This window comes from Streptomyces sp. MST-110588, assembly GCF_022695595.1.
Taxonomy (GTDB): Bacteria; Actinomycetota; Actinomycetes; order Streptomycetales; family Streptomycetaceae; genus Streptomyces.
Map to the genome: position 1 here is coordinate 1,785,986 of NZ_CP074380.1, position 16,494 is coordinate 1,802,479.

General features: G+C 70.2%; 9 protein-coding genes and 1 pseudogene. 3 read left to right on the plus strand and 7 right to left on the minus strand.

Translation table 11 applies throughout. The features are described from left to right. Window positions 1-88: 88 nt before the first annotated feature. From KGS77_RS07855 to KGS77_RS07870, 4 genes are all read right to left on the minus strand, one after another. The gene (locus KGS77_RS07855; RefSeq protein ID WP_242579767.1) at window positions 89-436 is read right to left on the minus strand and encodes a hypothetical protein; all 348 of its coding nucleotides are present in this window, start codon (window positions 434-436) and stop codon (window positions 89-91) included. A gap of 122 nt (window positions 437-558) precedes the next feature. Further along, window positions 559-3,102, minus strand: a complete 2,544-nt coding sequence (locus KGS77_RS07860; protein ID WP_347404453.1) for an SDR family NAD(P)-dependent oxidoreductase — start codon at window positions 3,100-3,102, stop codon at window positions 559-561. A 35-nt stretch (window positions 3,103-3,137) separates the two neighbouring features. Next, window positions 3,138-6,971, minus strand: coding sequence for a type I polyketide synthase (locus KGS77_RS07865; protein WP_242579769.1), 3,834 nt, complete (start codon window positions 6,969-6,971; stop codon window positions 3,138-3,140). A gap of 164 nt (window positions 6,972-7,135) precedes the next feature. Next, window positions 7,136-7,369, minus strand: coding sequence for a DUF5988 family protein (locus KGS77_RS07870; protein WP_242579770.1), 234 nt, complete (start codon window positions 7,367-7,369; stop codon window positions 7,136-7,138). A gap of 698 nt (window positions 7,370-8,067) precedes the next feature. On the opposite strand from KGS77_RS07870, the gene KGS77_RS07875 reads away from it, so the two are divergent. From KGS77_RS07875 to KGS77_RS34595, 3 genes are read left to right on the plus strand one after another with little or no spacing between them, the layout of a single operon-like run. Further along, complete coding sequence (locus KGS77_RS07875; RefSeq protein ID WP_242579772.1) at window positions 8,068-8,316, plus strand: hypothetical protein; 249 nt, start codon at window positions 8,068-8,070, stop codon at window positions 8,314-8,316. A 47-nt stretch (window positions 8,317-8,363) separates the two neighbouring features. Continuing rightward, entirely contained in the window at window positions 8,364-9,140 is a 777-nt protein-coding gene (locus KGS77_RS34590) for an AarF/UbiB family protein (RefSeq protein ID WP_277994201.1), read from the plus strand. Further along, on the plus strand, window positions 9,050-9,895 hold the full coding sequence (locus KGS77_RS34595; protein WP_277994202.1) for an AarF/UbiB family protein: 846 nt from the start codon (window positions 9,050-9,052) through the stop codon (window positions 9,893-9,895). Before KGS77_RS34590 ends, KGS77_RS34595 begins: the two co-directional genes overlap by 91 nt. Window positions 9,896-10,053: 158 nt before the next feature. Here the strand turns inward: KGS77_RS34595 and KGS77_RS07885 are convergent. The 3 genes and pseudogenes from KGS77_RS07885 to KGS77_RS07895 form a co-directional block, all read right to left on the minus strand. After that, window positions 10,054-11,378 (minus strand): annotated as a pseudogene (locus KGS77_RS07885) (class I SAM-dependent RNA methyltransferase). 137 nt (window positions 11,379-11,515) lie between these two features. Next, window positions 11,516-13,567 (minus strand): APC family permease, encoded by a 2,052-nt coding sequence (locus KGS77_RS07890; RefSeq protein ID WP_242579774.1) that lies wholly within the window; start codon window positions 13,565-13,567, stop codon window positions 11,516-11,518. Between the two features lie 535 nt (window positions 13,568-14,102). Continuing rightward, window positions 14,103-16,181, minus strand: coding sequence for an NAD(P)-binding protein (locus KGS77_RS07895; protein WP_242587347.1), 2,079 nt, complete (start codon window positions 16,179-16,181; stop codon window positions 14,103-14,105). Window positions 16,182-16,494 lie beyond the last annotated feature (313 nt).

A 16,494-nucleotide genomic window follows, 5' to 3' on the forward strand; every position in this document is an offset into this window, starting at 1 on the left:
CGGGTCACGACGTACAGTCGGGGGGTGTACCCGGAAGGTCGGGCAGGTGACGGAGCAGCCGGGTCAGCCATCGCGCGAGTCCGCGGTCCTAGCCGGCCCCCGTACGACCCGGTGCCGGGCCATACGGGGGCGGGGCGACGGCGATGACGCCCCTCGCCCCGGTGAGCTGTCCGATGACCGCCCTCCTGCCGAGGATGGTGCAGCGTCCGCCGCGGTCCTCCAGCGCCTGACCGATCCGGTGCGCCAAGGGGTCTTCGAGCCAAGAGTCCGCGATCGTGGTCAGCAGCCAGGTTCCGACGTCCGCGGTGTCCGGCCCGCAGCGGGCAGGTCCCCGGGCCCGGCTGTCGGCGGGCCGGTGCGATACGAGCGGTTCCCGGCCCCGGGTCCGCTCGGTACCAGGTCCGTCGTGGTGGTGCCGGCCGACGACGACCGGCACCGGGTTTCCTCCTGTCGTGCCGGGGCGCGGGTGTCGTCCGGGCGACCTGGGCTGTCTGCTTCGGCCATCCGTCGTACTCCTTTTATGGACGCATCGTCCCCGCCGTCCCCTGCGCGCGGCTTTCAGACCGCCGATGTGGTGGCGAGGCCGTGCTGCTCGGCGAGCCGGCCCAGGAGGTAGTCGCTCAGCGCCGCGACGGTGGGGTGGGTCCACAGCGCCGTCTGCGGGAAGGTGAGCTGCAGTTCGCGCTGCAGCCGGTTGCGGATTTCCACGGCGCGCAGGGAGTCCAGGCCCAGCAGGGTCAGGGAGGCGTCGGGGCCGCAGCGTTCCCGGTCCAGAGCCAGCACGTCGGCGATGTGCTGGGCAGTCCGGTCCCGCAACAGCGTGCGACGTTCGTCCTCCGGTGCTTCCTGCAGGACGGCCAGCACACCGTCGGAAGTGCCGGGGGCGCTCCGCGGACCGTGGGCCATGCCGGTCAGATCGGCGAAGTAGTCCAGCGCCGCGGTCTGCGAGTAGGAGGCGAGCCAGTGGTCGATGTCCAGCGGGCTGTATCCGGTCCGGGAACGGTCGTGGCGCAGGATCTGTTCCAGTGCGGCGATGCCGTCATCAGGTTCGATCATGATGTGGCCGCGTTCCTCCAGGCCACTGCCGCGGCCGTACCGGGCCCAGGGGCCCCAGTTGATCCCGGTTGCGGGCAGGCCCTGGGCGCGACGCCAGGTGATGAATTCGTCGAGCCAGGCGTTGGCGGCGGTATACGCGCCCTGGCCGGGGCTGCCCAGGACCGAGGCGACGGACGAGAAGCCGACCCACCAGTCGAGGTCCGCGTCCAGGGTGGCGTGGTGCAGGTGCCAGGCACCGTCCACCTTGGGCCGCCAGACGCGGTTGAGCAGGTCATCGGTGATGCGTGCGGCGGTGGCATCTTCGACGACGGCTGCGCAGTGCAGGACGCCACGCAACCGGTGCCCGTCGGTGGCCGCGGTCGCTACGAGACGGGGCGCGGTGGCCGGGTCGGCGATGTCTCCTTGCACTATGTCAATGCGAGTTCCGGCGGCCCGCAGGTCCCCGATCACCCGCTTGGCATGACGGCCCGGGCGGGAACGGCCGGTCAGCACGATGTGCGGGGCGCCGTTGTGGGCGAGCCAGCGGGCGGCGAGCAGCCCCAGGCCGCCCAGACCGCCGGTGATGATGTAGCTGCCGTCCTCGCGGACGACGGCTGCGTCGTGCGGCCGGACGGGAACGGTGATGCTGCCCTGTTCGGGCCAGGTGAGGACCAGCTTGCCGGTGTGCTGGGCTGCGGCCATGGTGCGGAAGGCTGCCGCGGCGTCCTCGATCGGATAGGTGGTCACCGGCAGCAGAGTCAGAGCATCGTGGTGCAGCGCGTCGGCGACTTGCGTGCACAATGTCTCCGCGAGCCGGGGGTTGTGCCGGCCTACCGCCAGGATGTCGACACTGCTGAAGGTGATGCCGCGGCGGAAGGGCAGGAGCCCGAGCCGCGTATTGGCGTAGATATCCTGTTTGCCTAGTTCGATGAACCGGCCGTACGGGGCGAGCAGGTCCAGGCTCGCGCTCTGGGCGGGCCCGGTGAGGGTGTTGATGACGACGTCCGCCCCACGCCCCTGGGTGAGGTCGCGTACTTGGTCGGCGAAGTCCAGGGAGCGGGAGTCCATCACGTGGCGTACGCCCCGGCGCCGTACGAATGCGCGTTTACCCGGGGTGCCCGCGGTGGCCAGGACATGGGCCCCACGGGATTGGGCGAGATGGATGAGGGCGAGACCGGTTGCTCCGCTGGCGGTGTGGACCAGGACGGTTTCGCCGGGGCACAGCCGGGCGAGGTGGTGCAGCGCGTACTGAGCGGTGAGGTAGGCGAAGGGCAGCGCGGCGGCATCTGCCAGACCCATGGTGCCGGGTACGGGCAGGGTCAGGCCGGCGCGGGTGCGGGCGAAGGAGCCGATGGCGCTGCCGAGGACCCAGGCCGCGACCCGGTCACCGATCTGCCGGCCGGTGACGCCCTCGCCCACTGCGGTGATGACTCCGGCGCACTCGAATGTGTCGCACGTCGGCCCGTCGCCCGGTGCGCGGAAACGGTCGTAGACGCCGAGAGCCTTGAGCACGTTGATGAAGCTCAGGCCCGTCTCCTGTACACGGATCTCCACTTCTCCGGGGGCCGGCGGGCGGCGCCGTTCGGCGACGAACCGGAAGGAGCTGAGGTCGCCGTGGCGCTCCAGGTCGAGGGTGAGGGCGTCGCGGGCCCGGTCGACCACGGTGTGACGCAGGTCGTCGTCTCCCAGCGGCTCGGTCGCCGGCCGCGCCATGTACCGCTGACCGTCGCGGTAGGCGATGTCGTCCTGCTCGGTGGGACAGGCCGGCAGTTCGCGCGCCAACACCGCGGCAGGGGTGCCGGCTTCGATGTCCACCGTGGTCGGGTGCAACTCGGGATGCTCGTAGCTGAGGGTACGCATCAACCCGCGGACCCCCGCTTGCCCCAGGTCCGGGACATCGTCGGGGCGTACACGCTGCGCGCCGCGGGTGATGACCCACAGGCGCGGCGGGAAGGTGTGCTCGTCGCGCAGCAGCGGCTTGACGATCTTGTTCAGGAGGTGGCCGACGGCCTGCCGGGCGTGGTCGGGGGCTGAGTCCGCGCTGCTGTCCTGAGCAGTCGAGAACATCACCACAACACTGTTTGGACGGGTGCTGTCCCTCGTCACGCTGTTGAGCAGGGAGTTGAGGGGTCCGTGCTGCGCCCCCTGCTCCTCGTCCGACGCGCTCGGTCCGGCGACGGTGGAGGCGCTGCCCTGAGCCCCCAGGGCTTCAGCCAGGTCCCGCGCGGCACTGCCGGTTCCCGAGGCGTCAAGCACCAACCAGTCACCGGAGGTGACGGGGTGGCCGTGGGCAGCGGCGCGGGGACCCACCGTGTCTGGAGCAGACGGCTGTTGAAGGTGTCTTCCGGCGACTGAGCGGGGCGTCGGACGAACTCCAGGCCGCGCATCTGCGCCAAGACGTGTCCCTTCTCGTCGAGGAGGTCGATATGAGCCGTGCACGCCTCATCTCCGGCTTGCTCCAGCCGTACGTGGCAGTAGCAGCCCTGCGCCGTGTCACCGTGAACGGCGACGGTGGCCAGACGCACGGGAAGCAGCATGCCTGAGTCAAGGCCGCAGGCCATCAACCAGGCCGCGATGCCCGCCTGGCCGCAGATGTCGATGGTCACCGGGTGCGAGTGCAGGTCCCGCACATGCTGGCGCGCCGCGTCGGGCAGGCAGATCTCGGCGAGCAGACTCATGGGGCGGGGGCCGCCGCGGTGCCGGACCGTGATCAGACCGGCGAAGGCCGGGCCGTGCTCCAATCGGAAGTCACCCCGGAAACGTTCGTACACCTTTTCCACCGCGACCTTATGGGAATGCCGGGCCGCCAACTGGTCGATGTCCTGCTGGGGCGGCTGCGCCGCGATGCGGCGCAGCCGGGCGGTGGCATGGACGGTGTACATCCCCTGACCGCTCGATACGCCCATCTCCCACCGGGCGGAATCATCGCCGTCCTTGCGTGCACTGCACGTGACCTCGGCCGCTTCGGTCAGCGGCAGCAGGTGCCGCAGGTCGATGTCCTCCAGGCGCACGCCGGCCGGTTCGGTGGAGAACAGGTCGACGGCTGCGCCCAGTGCCATCTCGATCATGGCGGTGGCGGGCAGGACGCAGGTGCCGTCGACCTGGTGGTCCTGGAGCCAGGGGATGCCTTCGACGTCGATCCGGGATTGCCAGTAGTGCGTGCCGTCCCGTACCGGGTCGGCCAGGTGGACGCCGAGCAGGGGATGTTCCGAAGGAACTGACTGCGCGAGTGCGCCGGGCCGGGCGTAGCGGGTGACCTCGTAGTGGTGCCGGTCCCAGGAGGTGGCGGGCAGCTCGGTGAAAGTGCCATGGCTCTGCAGGCCTTCCCACGGCAGCGGGTGGCCCGCGCAGTGCAGCGCGCAGAGCCGCATGGTGAAGGCTTGCGGCGAGTGGGCTTCCTTGCTCATCGAGGCGAGCACTGCGACATCGCTGGGCCCTGCGTCGTGCAACGTCTCCTGGATGGCGGAGGTCAGCAGTGGGTGGGGGGAGATTTCCATGAACAGCCGGTGTCCGTCGTCGGCCAGCGCCTTGAGGGCGGGTGCGAACTGGACGGTCTGGCGCAGGTTGGCGGCCCAGTAGTCGGCGTCCATGGAGATCCGGGCGCGCGGGTCGGGCAGGACGGTCGAGTAGAACGGGACGGTGGCGGGACGTGGTACGACATCGCGCAGAGCGTGGGTGAGCTCTCCCAGGATCGGGTCCATGTGGCGGGTGTGCGAGGCGTAGTCGACCTCGACCAGGCGGGCCGTGACATCGCGCTGCTCCCAGTACGCGATCAGCTCCCGTACCCGGTCGGTGTCACCGCCCACCACCGTGGTGCTCGGGGAGGCGAGCACGGCCGTCTCGACCGACTCGATACCGCTGGAGGTGATGTCCGCGGCCACTCGCTCGTGTGGGAGCAGGACCGAAGCCATGGCGCCCGAGCCCGGGGTCTGCAGGGCCAGTCGCGACCGGCGGCAGATGATCTTGACTCCGTCCTGGGTGTTCAAGGCGCCGGCGGTGACGGCGGCGGCCACCTCCCCCATCGAGTGGCCGATGACGGCGGCCGGTCGCACGCCTCGCTCGCGCCACATCGCGGCGATACCCATCTGCATGGCGAAGAGGACGGGCTGCACGGTGTCCGCACCGGTCACGACCTGCGGCGCCAGCAGCGCTTCACGCACGGAGAAGCCGGACTCGGCGGCGATCAGTGGCTCCAGCTCGTCGATGGCGGCAGTGAAGCCACGGTCCCGGTCGAGCAGGCCGCGGCCCATGCCGGCCCACTGTGAGCCGTGTCCCGAGAACACCCACACCGGGCCCGGCCCGGTGTCGGACAGGGACGTGCCTTCCACCAATCCCGTCGCCGTATCGCCTCGCGCGCACGCCCGGAGCGTGGCGACGAGTTGCCGATGGGAGCCGGCCACAACGCCGGCGCGGCAGCGGCTGTGCGAGCGGCACGCGGACAGCGTGTAGGCGATGTCCTCCAGGGCGACGTCCGCGCCTGGCCCCTCCAGCCAGCCCGCCAGGCGCGCCGCCCCGGCACGTACCGCCTCATGGGTCCCGCCGGACAGCAGGACTATCCGGTTCTTCACATCATCGGGGCCGGTGATGCGGATCCGCGGGCTACGCGGCAGGGCGGAGCGCGTGCGGGTGACGGACCGGGCGGCCGGAGCCTGCTCGACGAGCATGTGCGCGTTGCTGCCGCTGATTCCGAAGGCTGATACGGCGGCCAGCCGCGGTGCCGGGCCCGGCACCGGCCAGGGCACCGTCTGCGTCGGCACGAACAGCCGTGCGCCCTCTGCATCGATCTGCGGGTTCCACCGGGAGAAGTTCAGGGTGGGAGGAACGAGACCGTGTCGCAGGGTGGCGATCACTTTCAGCAGCCCAGCGATCCCGGCGGCCGGTTCCGCGTGCCCGAGGTTGGTCTTCACCGCGCCCAGGGCGCAGCCGCTGTCCCCGGCACCGTAGACCGAGGCCAACGCGGCGAACTCGATCGGATCACCGACCGCTGTGCCGGTTCCGTGTGCCTCGATCAGGCCGACCTCGTGCCCCGCGACCCCGGCCCGCTGCAGCGCCTGTCGGTACACCGCTTGCTGCGCCCGCATCGACGGCGCTGTCAGGCGGGTGTCCCGGCCGTTCTGGTTGATCGCCGATCCCCGTGACACCGCCAGTATCCGGTCACCGTCGCGGACGGCGTCCCGGTACCGCTTGAGCACCACGACGCCGCAGCCTTCGCCGCGCACATAACCGTTGGCCGCGGCGTCGAAAGCGCAGCACCGGCCGGTCGGCGAGAACGCCAGCCAGTGCGCCATGGCGGCCGTGGTCTCCGGCAGCAAATGCAAGATCACCCCGCCCGCGAGGGCGAGGTCGGCCTCCCCGGCCCGCAGGCTCTGGCACGCCAGGTGCACTCCGGCCAGACCGGAGGCGCAGGCCATCTCAAAAGGCACCTGGGGCCCGCGTACATCCAGCAGGAACGCCAGGCGGCCCATGCCGATGCTGTCGCTGTTCGCGTACAAGGCGTACGGCTCGCTGTCAGCCAGCGGCCGCTGGCTGCGCAGCAGGTAGTCCCGGCTGTAGAGCCCGAAGAACAACCCTGTCCGGCTGCCGGCCAGGGACAGCGGAGGGATGCCCGCGTGCTCCAGCGCCTCCCACGACACCTCCCACAGCAGTCGCTGCTGCGGGTCCACCCAGGCGGCTTCCTGCGCGTTGACGCCGAAGAACTCGGGCTCGTACGCGTACACGTCACCGTCGAGGAAACATCCCCACCGCATACGGTCGGCCACTGCCGGCGGAAGGACGGCCAGGTCCGCCTGGGTCCACCGGTCGGCGGGGACTTCACCCACCGTCTCGCGCCCCGCGTAGAGCAACTCCTCCAGCGCCTCCAGCGAATGCGCGCCCCCGGGGTACCGGCACCCTGCCCCGATCACCGCGATCGGCTCGGCCGCCCTGTTACCCATCATCTATGGAACCTTCCTTTCTCGATCACAGAAAAACTGCGCGCCGCCGGACTGCTCGGAATCTGACGGACGGTCGGCACGAGCCCTCACAGCAGGGCACCGCAATGCTCTGAGCAGTATCGAAAGGCGTTGATCGGCTGCGAGACGACCAACTGCGAGCAGCTTCCTCACTCGGCGATTGCGGTGCTGTAACCCCATTCGGCGACCGGCATCGCCGTACCCTCCAGGTTTTTGAACTTGCCGGTGAATGCGAAGTGCTCATTGCGCCCGCGATGAGCGATCACCAGTCGGGAGCTGTCCGCAACCACGGCGTCGGCGATGCAGAAAGTCTGCGGCAGCGTCGGCGGCCCGCCTCGCAGAAATACGCTCACGCTTCCCGAGATGATGTCCACTTCAGGCATATGCCTTACACCCTTCGGAATCGAGGAATCAAACCTCCATCCGCTGTACCCGGGAACGAGGAAAGCACTCCGGTAATTCGCCGGTTAAAGGCAGTGAAGGCGCGCGGGCAGCGCACAGGAGCGCGAAGACAGAGCGACCGTGACGCTCGGCGCACCGCGGATTCCTTGCCACTTTCCCATGCGCCCCCGTAGTGGCCAAAAAGGCTCACCAGATCAGTCAGACAGGACACAGAATGCCTCACGTGAAATCTCATGTCGCATCGACGTCAGACGTGAGCTCGCCACCCCACCGTCCCAGGCGCGACCTGAAGTACTCTCCCGGAATGCTCGCCGCGAAACGGCAGATGCACGCGCCACATGCTGTGGCCGTTGTCGCGGACCATCAAAAGACCGGAAGGGGCACTTTCCTGCCTTTCCGAAAGGCGCTGTTGACGCCATGCCGACCGACCGCGTTAACGTCGGGGAACGCGGGCGTCGAACAGACAGGAGACAGTCGCGGCACCTGCGCCGCGGCAATTTTCCATCGACAACGACAGCGGCCGGCGCCGTTCACCGCCCGATGCGCGATTTCGAAGAATTTGTCATCGATGATGCTTCAGGCGCAGCCCGTGCACCAGCGGGAAACCAACCAAGACAGCGCGACATTCGATATTCACAGGTTTCCACGCACCCGGATACACGCATGAGAAAGGTGCGGCATGGCGAAGAAGAAAAACGTCCTCGACAGGATGGTACGCGGCGTCGAGCGCATGGACAAAGACGCGCGAAAAGGGGTCAACACGGTCCTTCGTACCAAGAAAAAGAAGAACGGAGCCAAGGCGCGGGCGAAGCGGAACCAACGCCACATCGAAGCTCTCGCCGAGCAGGTGGGTCGGCTGACCCAACAGGTCTCCACGCTCACCTCGACCGTCGCCGATCACCGCAAGGACAACGCAGCCGACCGGTAGTACCGGCTCAACACAGCGGCATACGCCCGCGGGGAGGAAGCACGCCCATGGGGCGTACCCGTCGTACCGCCCGCATCGTGTCTCGGATCACCGCCACCGAGGCCGCTCGGGCGGTGCGTTCGCGCAGCGGACATCCCGGGAGGCGCCCGGCACCGGAAGCCGCCAAGCTGGGAAGAGCCCAAGGCATCCGCCACACGCTGGAGGAACTGGGGCCCCTGTACATCAAGATCGGCCAGATGCTCGCCACCCGTCCCGACTTCGTTCCGCAATACATCCGGGACGAACTGGAAAACCTCAATGACCGGGCTCGGGTCGAGCCGTTCACGCGCTTCGAGAACGTACTCAAGCAAGACCTCGGACCCGACTGGCGGACGGGCTTCAAAGAGATCCGGACGGAAGAGCCCCTCGGATCGGCCTCACTGGCTCAGGTGTACAAGGCGGTGGATGCCGGCGGCAGGCCGTGTGTCATCAAAGTGCAGCGGCCGGAAGCCCGCGAAGCTGTTCTCGGCGACATGTCGGTCCTGACGACGGCCGTCCGCCTGTTCGGCAAGGCGGCGCCTCACTTCAACGAAGTCGTTGACGTGAGCGCCATGCTGAAAGTCCTGTTCACCGTCATGCAAGACGAGCTGGACTTCACCAAAGAAGCCCGGAACATGAAGGACGCCCGCAGAGCCGCCAAGGGATTCAAGCGGGTCTGCGTCCCCAAAGCCTTGGCCGCCACCCCCGGGTACTGGTGCAGACCTTCGCAGAGGGAACCCCTGTCAACCGCGTCAAGCCCGACGAGCTCGGCAAGAAGCAGCGCAAGGCGATCTCCTACCAGTTGATGGAGTTCATGTTCCGCGGCTACTTTCTGGACCGCCGCTTCCATGCCGACCCCCACCCGGGCAACATCATCATCAGCTCCGAAGGCAAAGCCCACCTCATCGACTGGGGCATGGTCGGAAGAATCGACCGCGGTACCAGCATCGCCACCCTGGGCGTCTTCCTCGCCCTGGCGCAGAACGACGGGGCGGCCATGGCCCGCCAATGGGTGAACCTCGGTACCGCCACACCGTGGAGCAATCCCTCGGCGTTCATCCAGGACATCAGCAGGATCGTCCCCCACTGGACCGACGCGTCCCTGGCAGAACTCAACTTCGGCGTCGCCCTGATGACCCTGCTGCGCTACTCCTCCCGGCGCGGCATCCAGATCACTCCGCTGACCTCCGTCGTCGGCAAGTCGGTCGCCAACATCGAAGGATCGGTGCGCTGCCTCAATCCCGAACTGAAACTGTCCACCGCCCTGCACGGCACCCTTCGGGACGTCATGCAGGACCTCGTCCTGGAAACGCTTTCCGGAGAACAAGCCGCCCAGACGGCTCTGCACCTGCTGAGCACCTTGATCCACGGTCCCGCGCAACTGCAGGCTTCCCTGACCGACCTCTCCACCCGGCAGTTCACCTTCCAGGCCCGCAACAACCTGGGCGATCCCATACAGGCAGGGCGGCACCACAGAGGCGTGGCCCCTGCTTTCACCTTGCCGGCCCTTGCCATGGGGGCCGCGTACCTCCGCTCACGGCGCCGGAAGCAGAACTCCTGACGCCGAGAGCACCCTGAGGGGCCACGCTCAACTGGTGGCACAAGCGCCTGACACCCCGTCAGGACGAGCGTGCATGAGCGTCACAAGCGCCATGTCAGCGTCGAGACATCGCCCGTAACGCCCACACCGCACCTAATGCGCACCCGCAAAACCGCAGGTCAGGAGCCCTTAGCGGTCGGCTCAAGGATCGCCACGCACTCCACGTGATGCGTCATCGGGAAGAGGTCGAAGGCGCGGAGGCGGCGCGGGTGTAGCCGGCGGTGCGGAAGTGGGTGAGGTCGCGGGCCAGGGCGGCGGGGTCGCAGGCTACGTAGGCGATGCGGCGGGCGCCGAGGGTGGCGAGGTGGTGGACGGTTTGTTTGCCGGCGCCGGCGCGGGGCGGGTCCAGGACGATGAGGTCGACGCGGTCGATGCCGGTGCGGGGGAGGATCTGTTCAACCTTGCCGTGTTCGATGCGTACGCGGTCGAGGTCGGCGAGGTTGTGGCGGGCGTCCTCCACGGCGCGCTTGCCGGACTCGATGCCCAGGACGGCGCCCTTTTCGCCGACCCGGTCGGCCAGGGCGCCCGCGAAGAGGCCGACGCCGCAGTAGAGGTCCAGGGCCATGTCGCCCTTTTTGGGCATCAGGCCCTGCATGACGGCTTCGACCAGGACGTCGGCGGCCTTGGGGTGGATCTGCCAGAAGCCGCCGTTGCCGACCCGCCAGGTGCGGTCGGCGGCGCGTTCGCGTACGAAGGGGCGGCCGTGGACGCGGTGGACGCCGCCGTCCTTCTCGTTGACGCGCAGGACGGAGACGGGCTTGTCGAGGTCGACGATGGGCAGGCGACCGCCGGGGGGGGGTCAAAATGACCTGGCGGTCGTGGGAGCCGGTGGCGGCGATGGCCTCGACGGTGGCCATCTGGGGCCAGTCGCGCTTTTCGACGCCGAGTTCCGAGACACCGGGGGCGGCGATCAGGCAGTGGTCGATGGGCTGGATGTCGTGGGAGCGGTGTTTGCGCAGGCCCACACGGCCGTCGGTGTTGATGGCGTACTGGACGCGGGTGCGCCAGGCCGGGACCTCTCCCTTGGGGACCTTGTCGCCCGGGGCCGGTTCGACGGTGCCGTCCCAGTTGGCCTGCTCGGGGGTGAGGCCGGCCAGCCGGGAGAGCTGCTCGGCGATGACGTCGGCCTTCAGGCGGCGCTGCGCGCCGGGCGCCGCGTGCTGCCAGTCGCAGCCGCCGCACCTGCCGGGGCCGGAGAAGGGGCAGGGGCCTGGACGCGGTCCTTGGAGGGGGTGCGGATCTCGACGGCGTCGGCGCGCAGGAAGCGGGCGCCCTCCTCGCCTTCGGTGACGCGGACCACGACGCGTTCGCCGGGCAGGGCGTGCCGTACGAACAGGACCTGGCCCTCATCCGTACGGGCGACGCAGTGGCCGCCGTGCGCGACGGGGCCGACCTCGACCTCGTACTCCTCGCCTACCAGCGACTTCTTCGGTTCTGTCTGCATGGCGGGAGGGCTCCTGGAGGGGGAGGGGGAGAGAGGGGCAGCCCTCTAGTCTACGGGGTGGCGGGGGCGTGTCGGGACGGGCACGCGTCGGGCCCGGTCCTGGTGGTGGCCAGGAGCCGGGCCCGACGCGGCGGCGGTCAGCGCTTGGTGGCGGCCTTTTCCTTCTTCGGCGCGGCGACCGGGCCGCGGCGTACGGCGCCCGGCGCGTTCCACTCGGCCCGCTTGCGGGCGCGCTTCTTGGCGGCCTCGGAGGAGTCGAGCTGCCAGGGGACGGAGGTGACCATCACGCCGGGTGTGAAGAGCAGCCGGCCCTTCAGGCGCAGGGCGCTCTGGTTGTGGAGCAGGTGCTCGTACCAGTGGCCGACGACGTACTCGGGGATGTAGACCGAGACGGCGTCGCGCGGGCTTTCGCGGCGCAGGGACTTGACGTAGTCGATGATGGGGCGGGTGATCTCGCGGTAGGGAGAGGCGAGGACCTTCAGGGGGACCTCGATGCCGCGGCGCTCCCACTCCTCCTTGAGGGCCTTGGTCTCGGCGGGGTCCACGTCGACGCTGACGGCTTCGAGGGCGTCCGAGCGCATCAGCTTGGCGTAGTTCAGGGCGCGCAGGGTGGGCTTGTGCACCTTGGAGACCAGGACGATGGAGTGCACCCGGGAGGGACGTACGACCTCGTCGCCGGGGAAGTCCTCGGCGGCGATCTCCTCGGCGACCCGGTCGTAGTGCCGGCGGATCGCGGTCATCGTCACGTAGAAGATGACCATGCCCAGGAGGGCCACCCAGGCGCCGTGGGTGAACTTCGTCAGCAGGACGACCACCAGGACGAGCCCGGTGAAGAAGCCGCCGAAGGCGTTGATGGTCCGCGAGCGGTGCATACGGCGGCGCTGGGCCGGGTCCTTCTCGGTCAGCAGGTGGCGGTTCCAGTGCCGGACCATGCCGATCTGGCTGAGGGTGAAGGAGACGAAGACGCCGACGATGTAGAGCTGGATGAGGCGGGTGGAGTCGGCGCCGTAGATGTAGACGAGTATGGCGGCGGCGCCCGCGAGCAGCACGATGCCGTTGGAGAAGGCCAGCCGGTCGCCGCGGGTGTGGAGCTGGCGCGGCAGGTAGCGGTCCTGGGCCAGGATCGAGCCGAGCAGCGGGAAGCCGTTGTACGCGGTGTTGGCGGCCAGGAAGAGGACCAGCGCGGTGGCCGCGGCCAGCACGATGAACAGGAACGTGCCGTCACCGAAGACGGCGGCGGCGACCTGGGAGATCACCGGGTCCTGGGTGTAGCCGGCGCCGACCGGGGTGCCGTCGCGCAGCAGGTCCGTGGCCGGGGTCTCGGCCATCTTGACGTGCGTGGCCATGGCCAGGGCGATGATGCCGCAGAACATCGTGACGGCCAGGCCGCCCATGAGGGCGAGCGTGGTGGCGGCGTTCTTGGACTTGGGCTTGCGGAAGGCCGGGACGCCGTTGCTGATGGCCTCGACGCCGGTGAGCGCCGCACAGCCGGAGGAGAAGGCGCGCAGCAGCAGGAAGACCAGCGCGAAGCCGGCCAGGCCGCCCTGTTCGGCGTGGATGGTGAAGTCCGCGGTGGGGGCCTTCATCGTCTCGCCCATGACCAGGCCGCGGGCCGCACCCCAGACGATCATGATGAAGACGCCGGCGACGAAGACGTACGTCGGGATGGCGAAGAGCTTCCCGGACTCCTTGACGCCGCGCAGGTTCATCAGCGTCAGCAGCAGGATGATGCCGATCGCGCACAGCGTCTTGTGCTCGACGACGAAGGGGATGGCCGAGCCCAGGTTCTCCACCCCGGAGGAGATGGAGACGGCGACCGTCAGGACGTAGTCGACCAGCAGGGCGCTGGCGACGGTCAGACCCGCCTTGGGCCCGAGGTTGGTGGTGGCCACCTCGTAGTCGCCGCCGCCGCTCGGGTAGGCGTGCACGTTCTGCCGGTAGGACGCCACGACCGTGAACATCAGCACCACGACCGCGACCGCGATCCATGGGCTGAAGTGGTACGCCGACACACCCGCGACGGACAGGACGAGCAGTACCTCGCCGGGCGCGTAGGCCACGGAGGACAGCGGGTCGGAGGCGAAGACGGGGAGTGCGATGCGCTTGGGAAGGAGGGTCTCCCCCAGCTTGTCGCTGCGCAGAGCGCGCCCGATCAAGATCCGTTTGGGCAGGTCGGTCAGTTTGGACACGCAGAGGATGCTAAGCCTTCGTCAAGGCCCGCGCCCACCCGCCACCCACAGGGGCGGCCACGGTGTAACGGCGTACCGCCCGCTTGGCCCGTATGCGCGAAGGGGCGGTGGCGGGGGCGCGCCGGCGGGGAGCGTTGTTCGTCACTTCGCGCCGCTCGGCGCGTCCCGCGGCCCTTGCCGTCCCTCCCCGGTCCGCCCCGGACGGTGGTCGTGGCGTGCGGGAGGGCGGGGCGGGCGGCGACATCCTCACCCCCGTCGGGGATGTCGCCGCCCCGGGCCGCCGGCCGGCTCACGGCCCGGTCCGGCGGGTCGCCGCGGGCTGCCGGTGACCCGGTTGATGGTGGCCGGGTGCGGCGTCCGGCGGATTGCCCGATCCCGGCAATCTTTACGCTTTCCTGATGGCCTGTTAACGGTGAGCGGTCAGGACACACCCGTCCGGAGGCCGGATCGGGGGTCCGGGCGGGGTCCGGGCGGGGTCCGGGCGGGGTCCGGGCGGAGCCTGGGCGGGGTCTCGGGGCGTCCTGTCTTCCCGTTGCTATCCGTCCTGCCGGGCGGGCCCGGTGGCCCCGGTGGTCCCATTGGTCCGGGCGGCCGGGCCCGGTCTGCGGGCCAGCAGATCGCCCAGCCCCTGGCGGGTGGCGGCCAGCAGCACCCGGTCCTGGGGCCGCAGGACATACCCGGGGCCGAGATCACCGGCCAGGCGGGCGGACGCGGACGCCCGCTCCTCCCCCGCCGGGGGTGACGCGGGTGCGGCGTGCGCACCGGCGTGCGACCGGGCGTGCCCGCCGGTGCTCGCTCCGGAGTCCGCGCCGAAGTCCGCGCCGGTGTCGTCGGGGACGGAGGTGTCCACCGCCAGGACGCGCAGCCGTCCGGGCCGGAAGACCTCGGCGACCGTACGGCCTTCCAGGGCGGCGTGCCCGCGTACCTCCACACGGGCGAAGAGCAGCACCCGCCGCTCCACCGGTATGGCACCCAGGATCTGCCGGCCCACCATCGCGCCGGCGAAGGCGGGCGCGGACAGGAAGCTGACGCTGCGGCTGCGGGTCAGGGCGTGCGGATGGGCGGCGCGCAGGGTGCGGTAGACGGCGGTGGCGAAGCGGTCGTCGAACAGCCGCAGTGTCACCCGCAGCCGGGGCGTGACCGAGCGGGCGTAAAGAGCGGCCTCCAGGTTGGTGGTGTCGGAGCTGGTCAGCGCCAGCAGGACCCGCGCCCGGTCGATCTTGGCGGCCTCCAGTACGCCTTCCTGCGTGACGTCCCCCACGACGGTGGGCACCCGCAGCCGCCGGGCCGTCGCGATACCGCGGGCCTCGGGGTCGGCCTCGACGCACACCACCGGGATGCCCATCTCGTGCAGCCGGGCCAGGACCCGCGTACCCACCTTGCCCAGCCCCAGCAGCACGACGTGGCCGGTCAGGCCGCGTGGCGGGCGGCGCAGCGCGGAGGCGTTGCGGAAGGTGCCCAGCCCCTCCAGCGCCGCGGCCACCAGGACGGGGAGCAGCAGCAGGCCGGTGAGTCCGGAGAGCAGTTGCAGGATCTTGCGGGAGGGCGGTTCGTCGAGCGCGGGGTCGTTGATGGCGAAGAGGTCGAGCAGGGAGAGGTAGGCGGCGTGCAGCGGGGCGTCGCCGGTGGTGAGGAACGAAGCAACGGCCAGGGCGAGGACGGCGCCGACGACTCCGGCCAGCGACCAGCGCAGCCGCCGTGAGAACAGCGAGCGCAGGGGCGCGCCGCGGCCCCCGAGGGCGCCGGACCGTATCGGCCGCCCCTGATAGGAGACGGTTTCCAGGACGATGGCGCCGCGCCCGGCCGCTGCCGCCGCGACGGCTTCGTCCTCGTCGGGCAGCAGCGAGGGGCGCTCCTCGCCGGATGTCTGGGCGTACGGCGAGGGCGGCGCGGGGGCGGCGGCAGTGGGGAGGGAGGCCGGATCGCCCGCGGTGGCGGACAGGACGGCCAGGGTGCACAGCCCGGGGCGGGTGGCCCGGTCGGCGGCGCCGCGCTCCACGGCCCGCAGCAGCAGCCCGTCGGCCTCGATGACCTTGCTGGTGCCCGCCACGGCGGTGGCCGCCAGCGCGGGCGCGACCGTGTCCGCGTCGGAGAGCACGGTGGTGGAGGCGTCCACGCCCTCGGCGTCCGGGGCGCCGACGGCCGCCGCCTGGTCGAGCAGCTCCTCCAGGTGCTGGCCGAGTTTGCGGTTGTAGAGCCGGATGACCAGCCGCAGCCGCGGGTTGAGCCGGCGGGCCCGTAAGGCCGCGTGGATGTTGGTCTCGTCGTCGTCGTAGACGAGCGCGAGCGCGCCGGCGGCTCCGATCCCGGCCTCGGCCAGCACGTCGTCGTCGGCTTCCGGTGCCTCCAGGACGCGTACGGGTTCCTCGGGCGGCTCGCCGTCGTCCAGGTCGGTTCCGGGCGCGTCGGGCGGGGCCGCGGCCGTACGGACCATGGCGGCCGAGACCCGGCCCAGCAGGGCCTGGGCCCGGCCCAGGCCGCGGACGGGCGGGGGGATGCGGGGGCGGTGCGGCACCCGGGCCGAGGGGACGACCAGGGTGACCCGCTCGCGGTAGACGTCCTGGAGTTCGGCGGCCAGACGGTGGGCGAGGGCGTCGTCACCGCAGACGATCATGTGCGGGGCGGCGGGCGGTCCCGGCTGGGGACGCGACGGGGCAGGCAGGCTGGGCACGTCCGTAGCGTGCCGTACGCGGCCCGGCGGCGCAGTGGAATACGTACGCCGGTGCTGTTTGATCGGCCCGTACGTCGGTGAGGAGCCCCACGCGCGGTCACAGCCACCACCGCCCTCGGAACCCGGTCGCCGAAACCCGGCTGTCAATACCTCGGCTGTCGAAGTCCGGCTACCGAAACCCGGCTGTCGAACAATTGCGAACAGTTTTCGCGCCGTTCCGCAAGGGAACTTACCTGACACTTATGCGCTCTTGTCG

Coding starts and splice junctions, on each gene's coding strand:
- KGS77_RS07860 (WP_347404453.1), bottom strand. CDS start 3,102: ATGTTCTCGACTGCTCAGGACAGCAGCGCGGACTCAGCCCCCGACCAC.
- KGS77_RS07865 (WP_242579769.1), bottom strand. CDS start 6,971: ATGATGGGTAACAGGGCGGCCGAGCCGATCGCGGTGATCGGGGCAGGG.
- KGS77_RS07870 (WP_242579770.1), bottom strand. CDS start 7,369: ATGCCTGAAGTGGACATCATCTCGGGAAGCGTGAGCGTATTTCTGCGA.
- KGS77_RS07875 (WP_242579772.1), top strand. CDS start 8,068: ATGGCGAAGAAGAAAAACGTCCTCGACAGGATGGTACGCGGCGTCGAG.
- KGS77_RS34590 (WP_277994201.1), top strand. CDS start 8,364: ATGGGGCGTACCCGTCGTACCGCCCGCATCGTGTCTCGGATCACCGCC.
- KGS77_RS07895 (WP_242587347.1), bottom strand. CDS start 16,181: ATGATCGTCTGCGGTGACGACGCCCTCGCCCACCGTCTGGCCGCCGAA.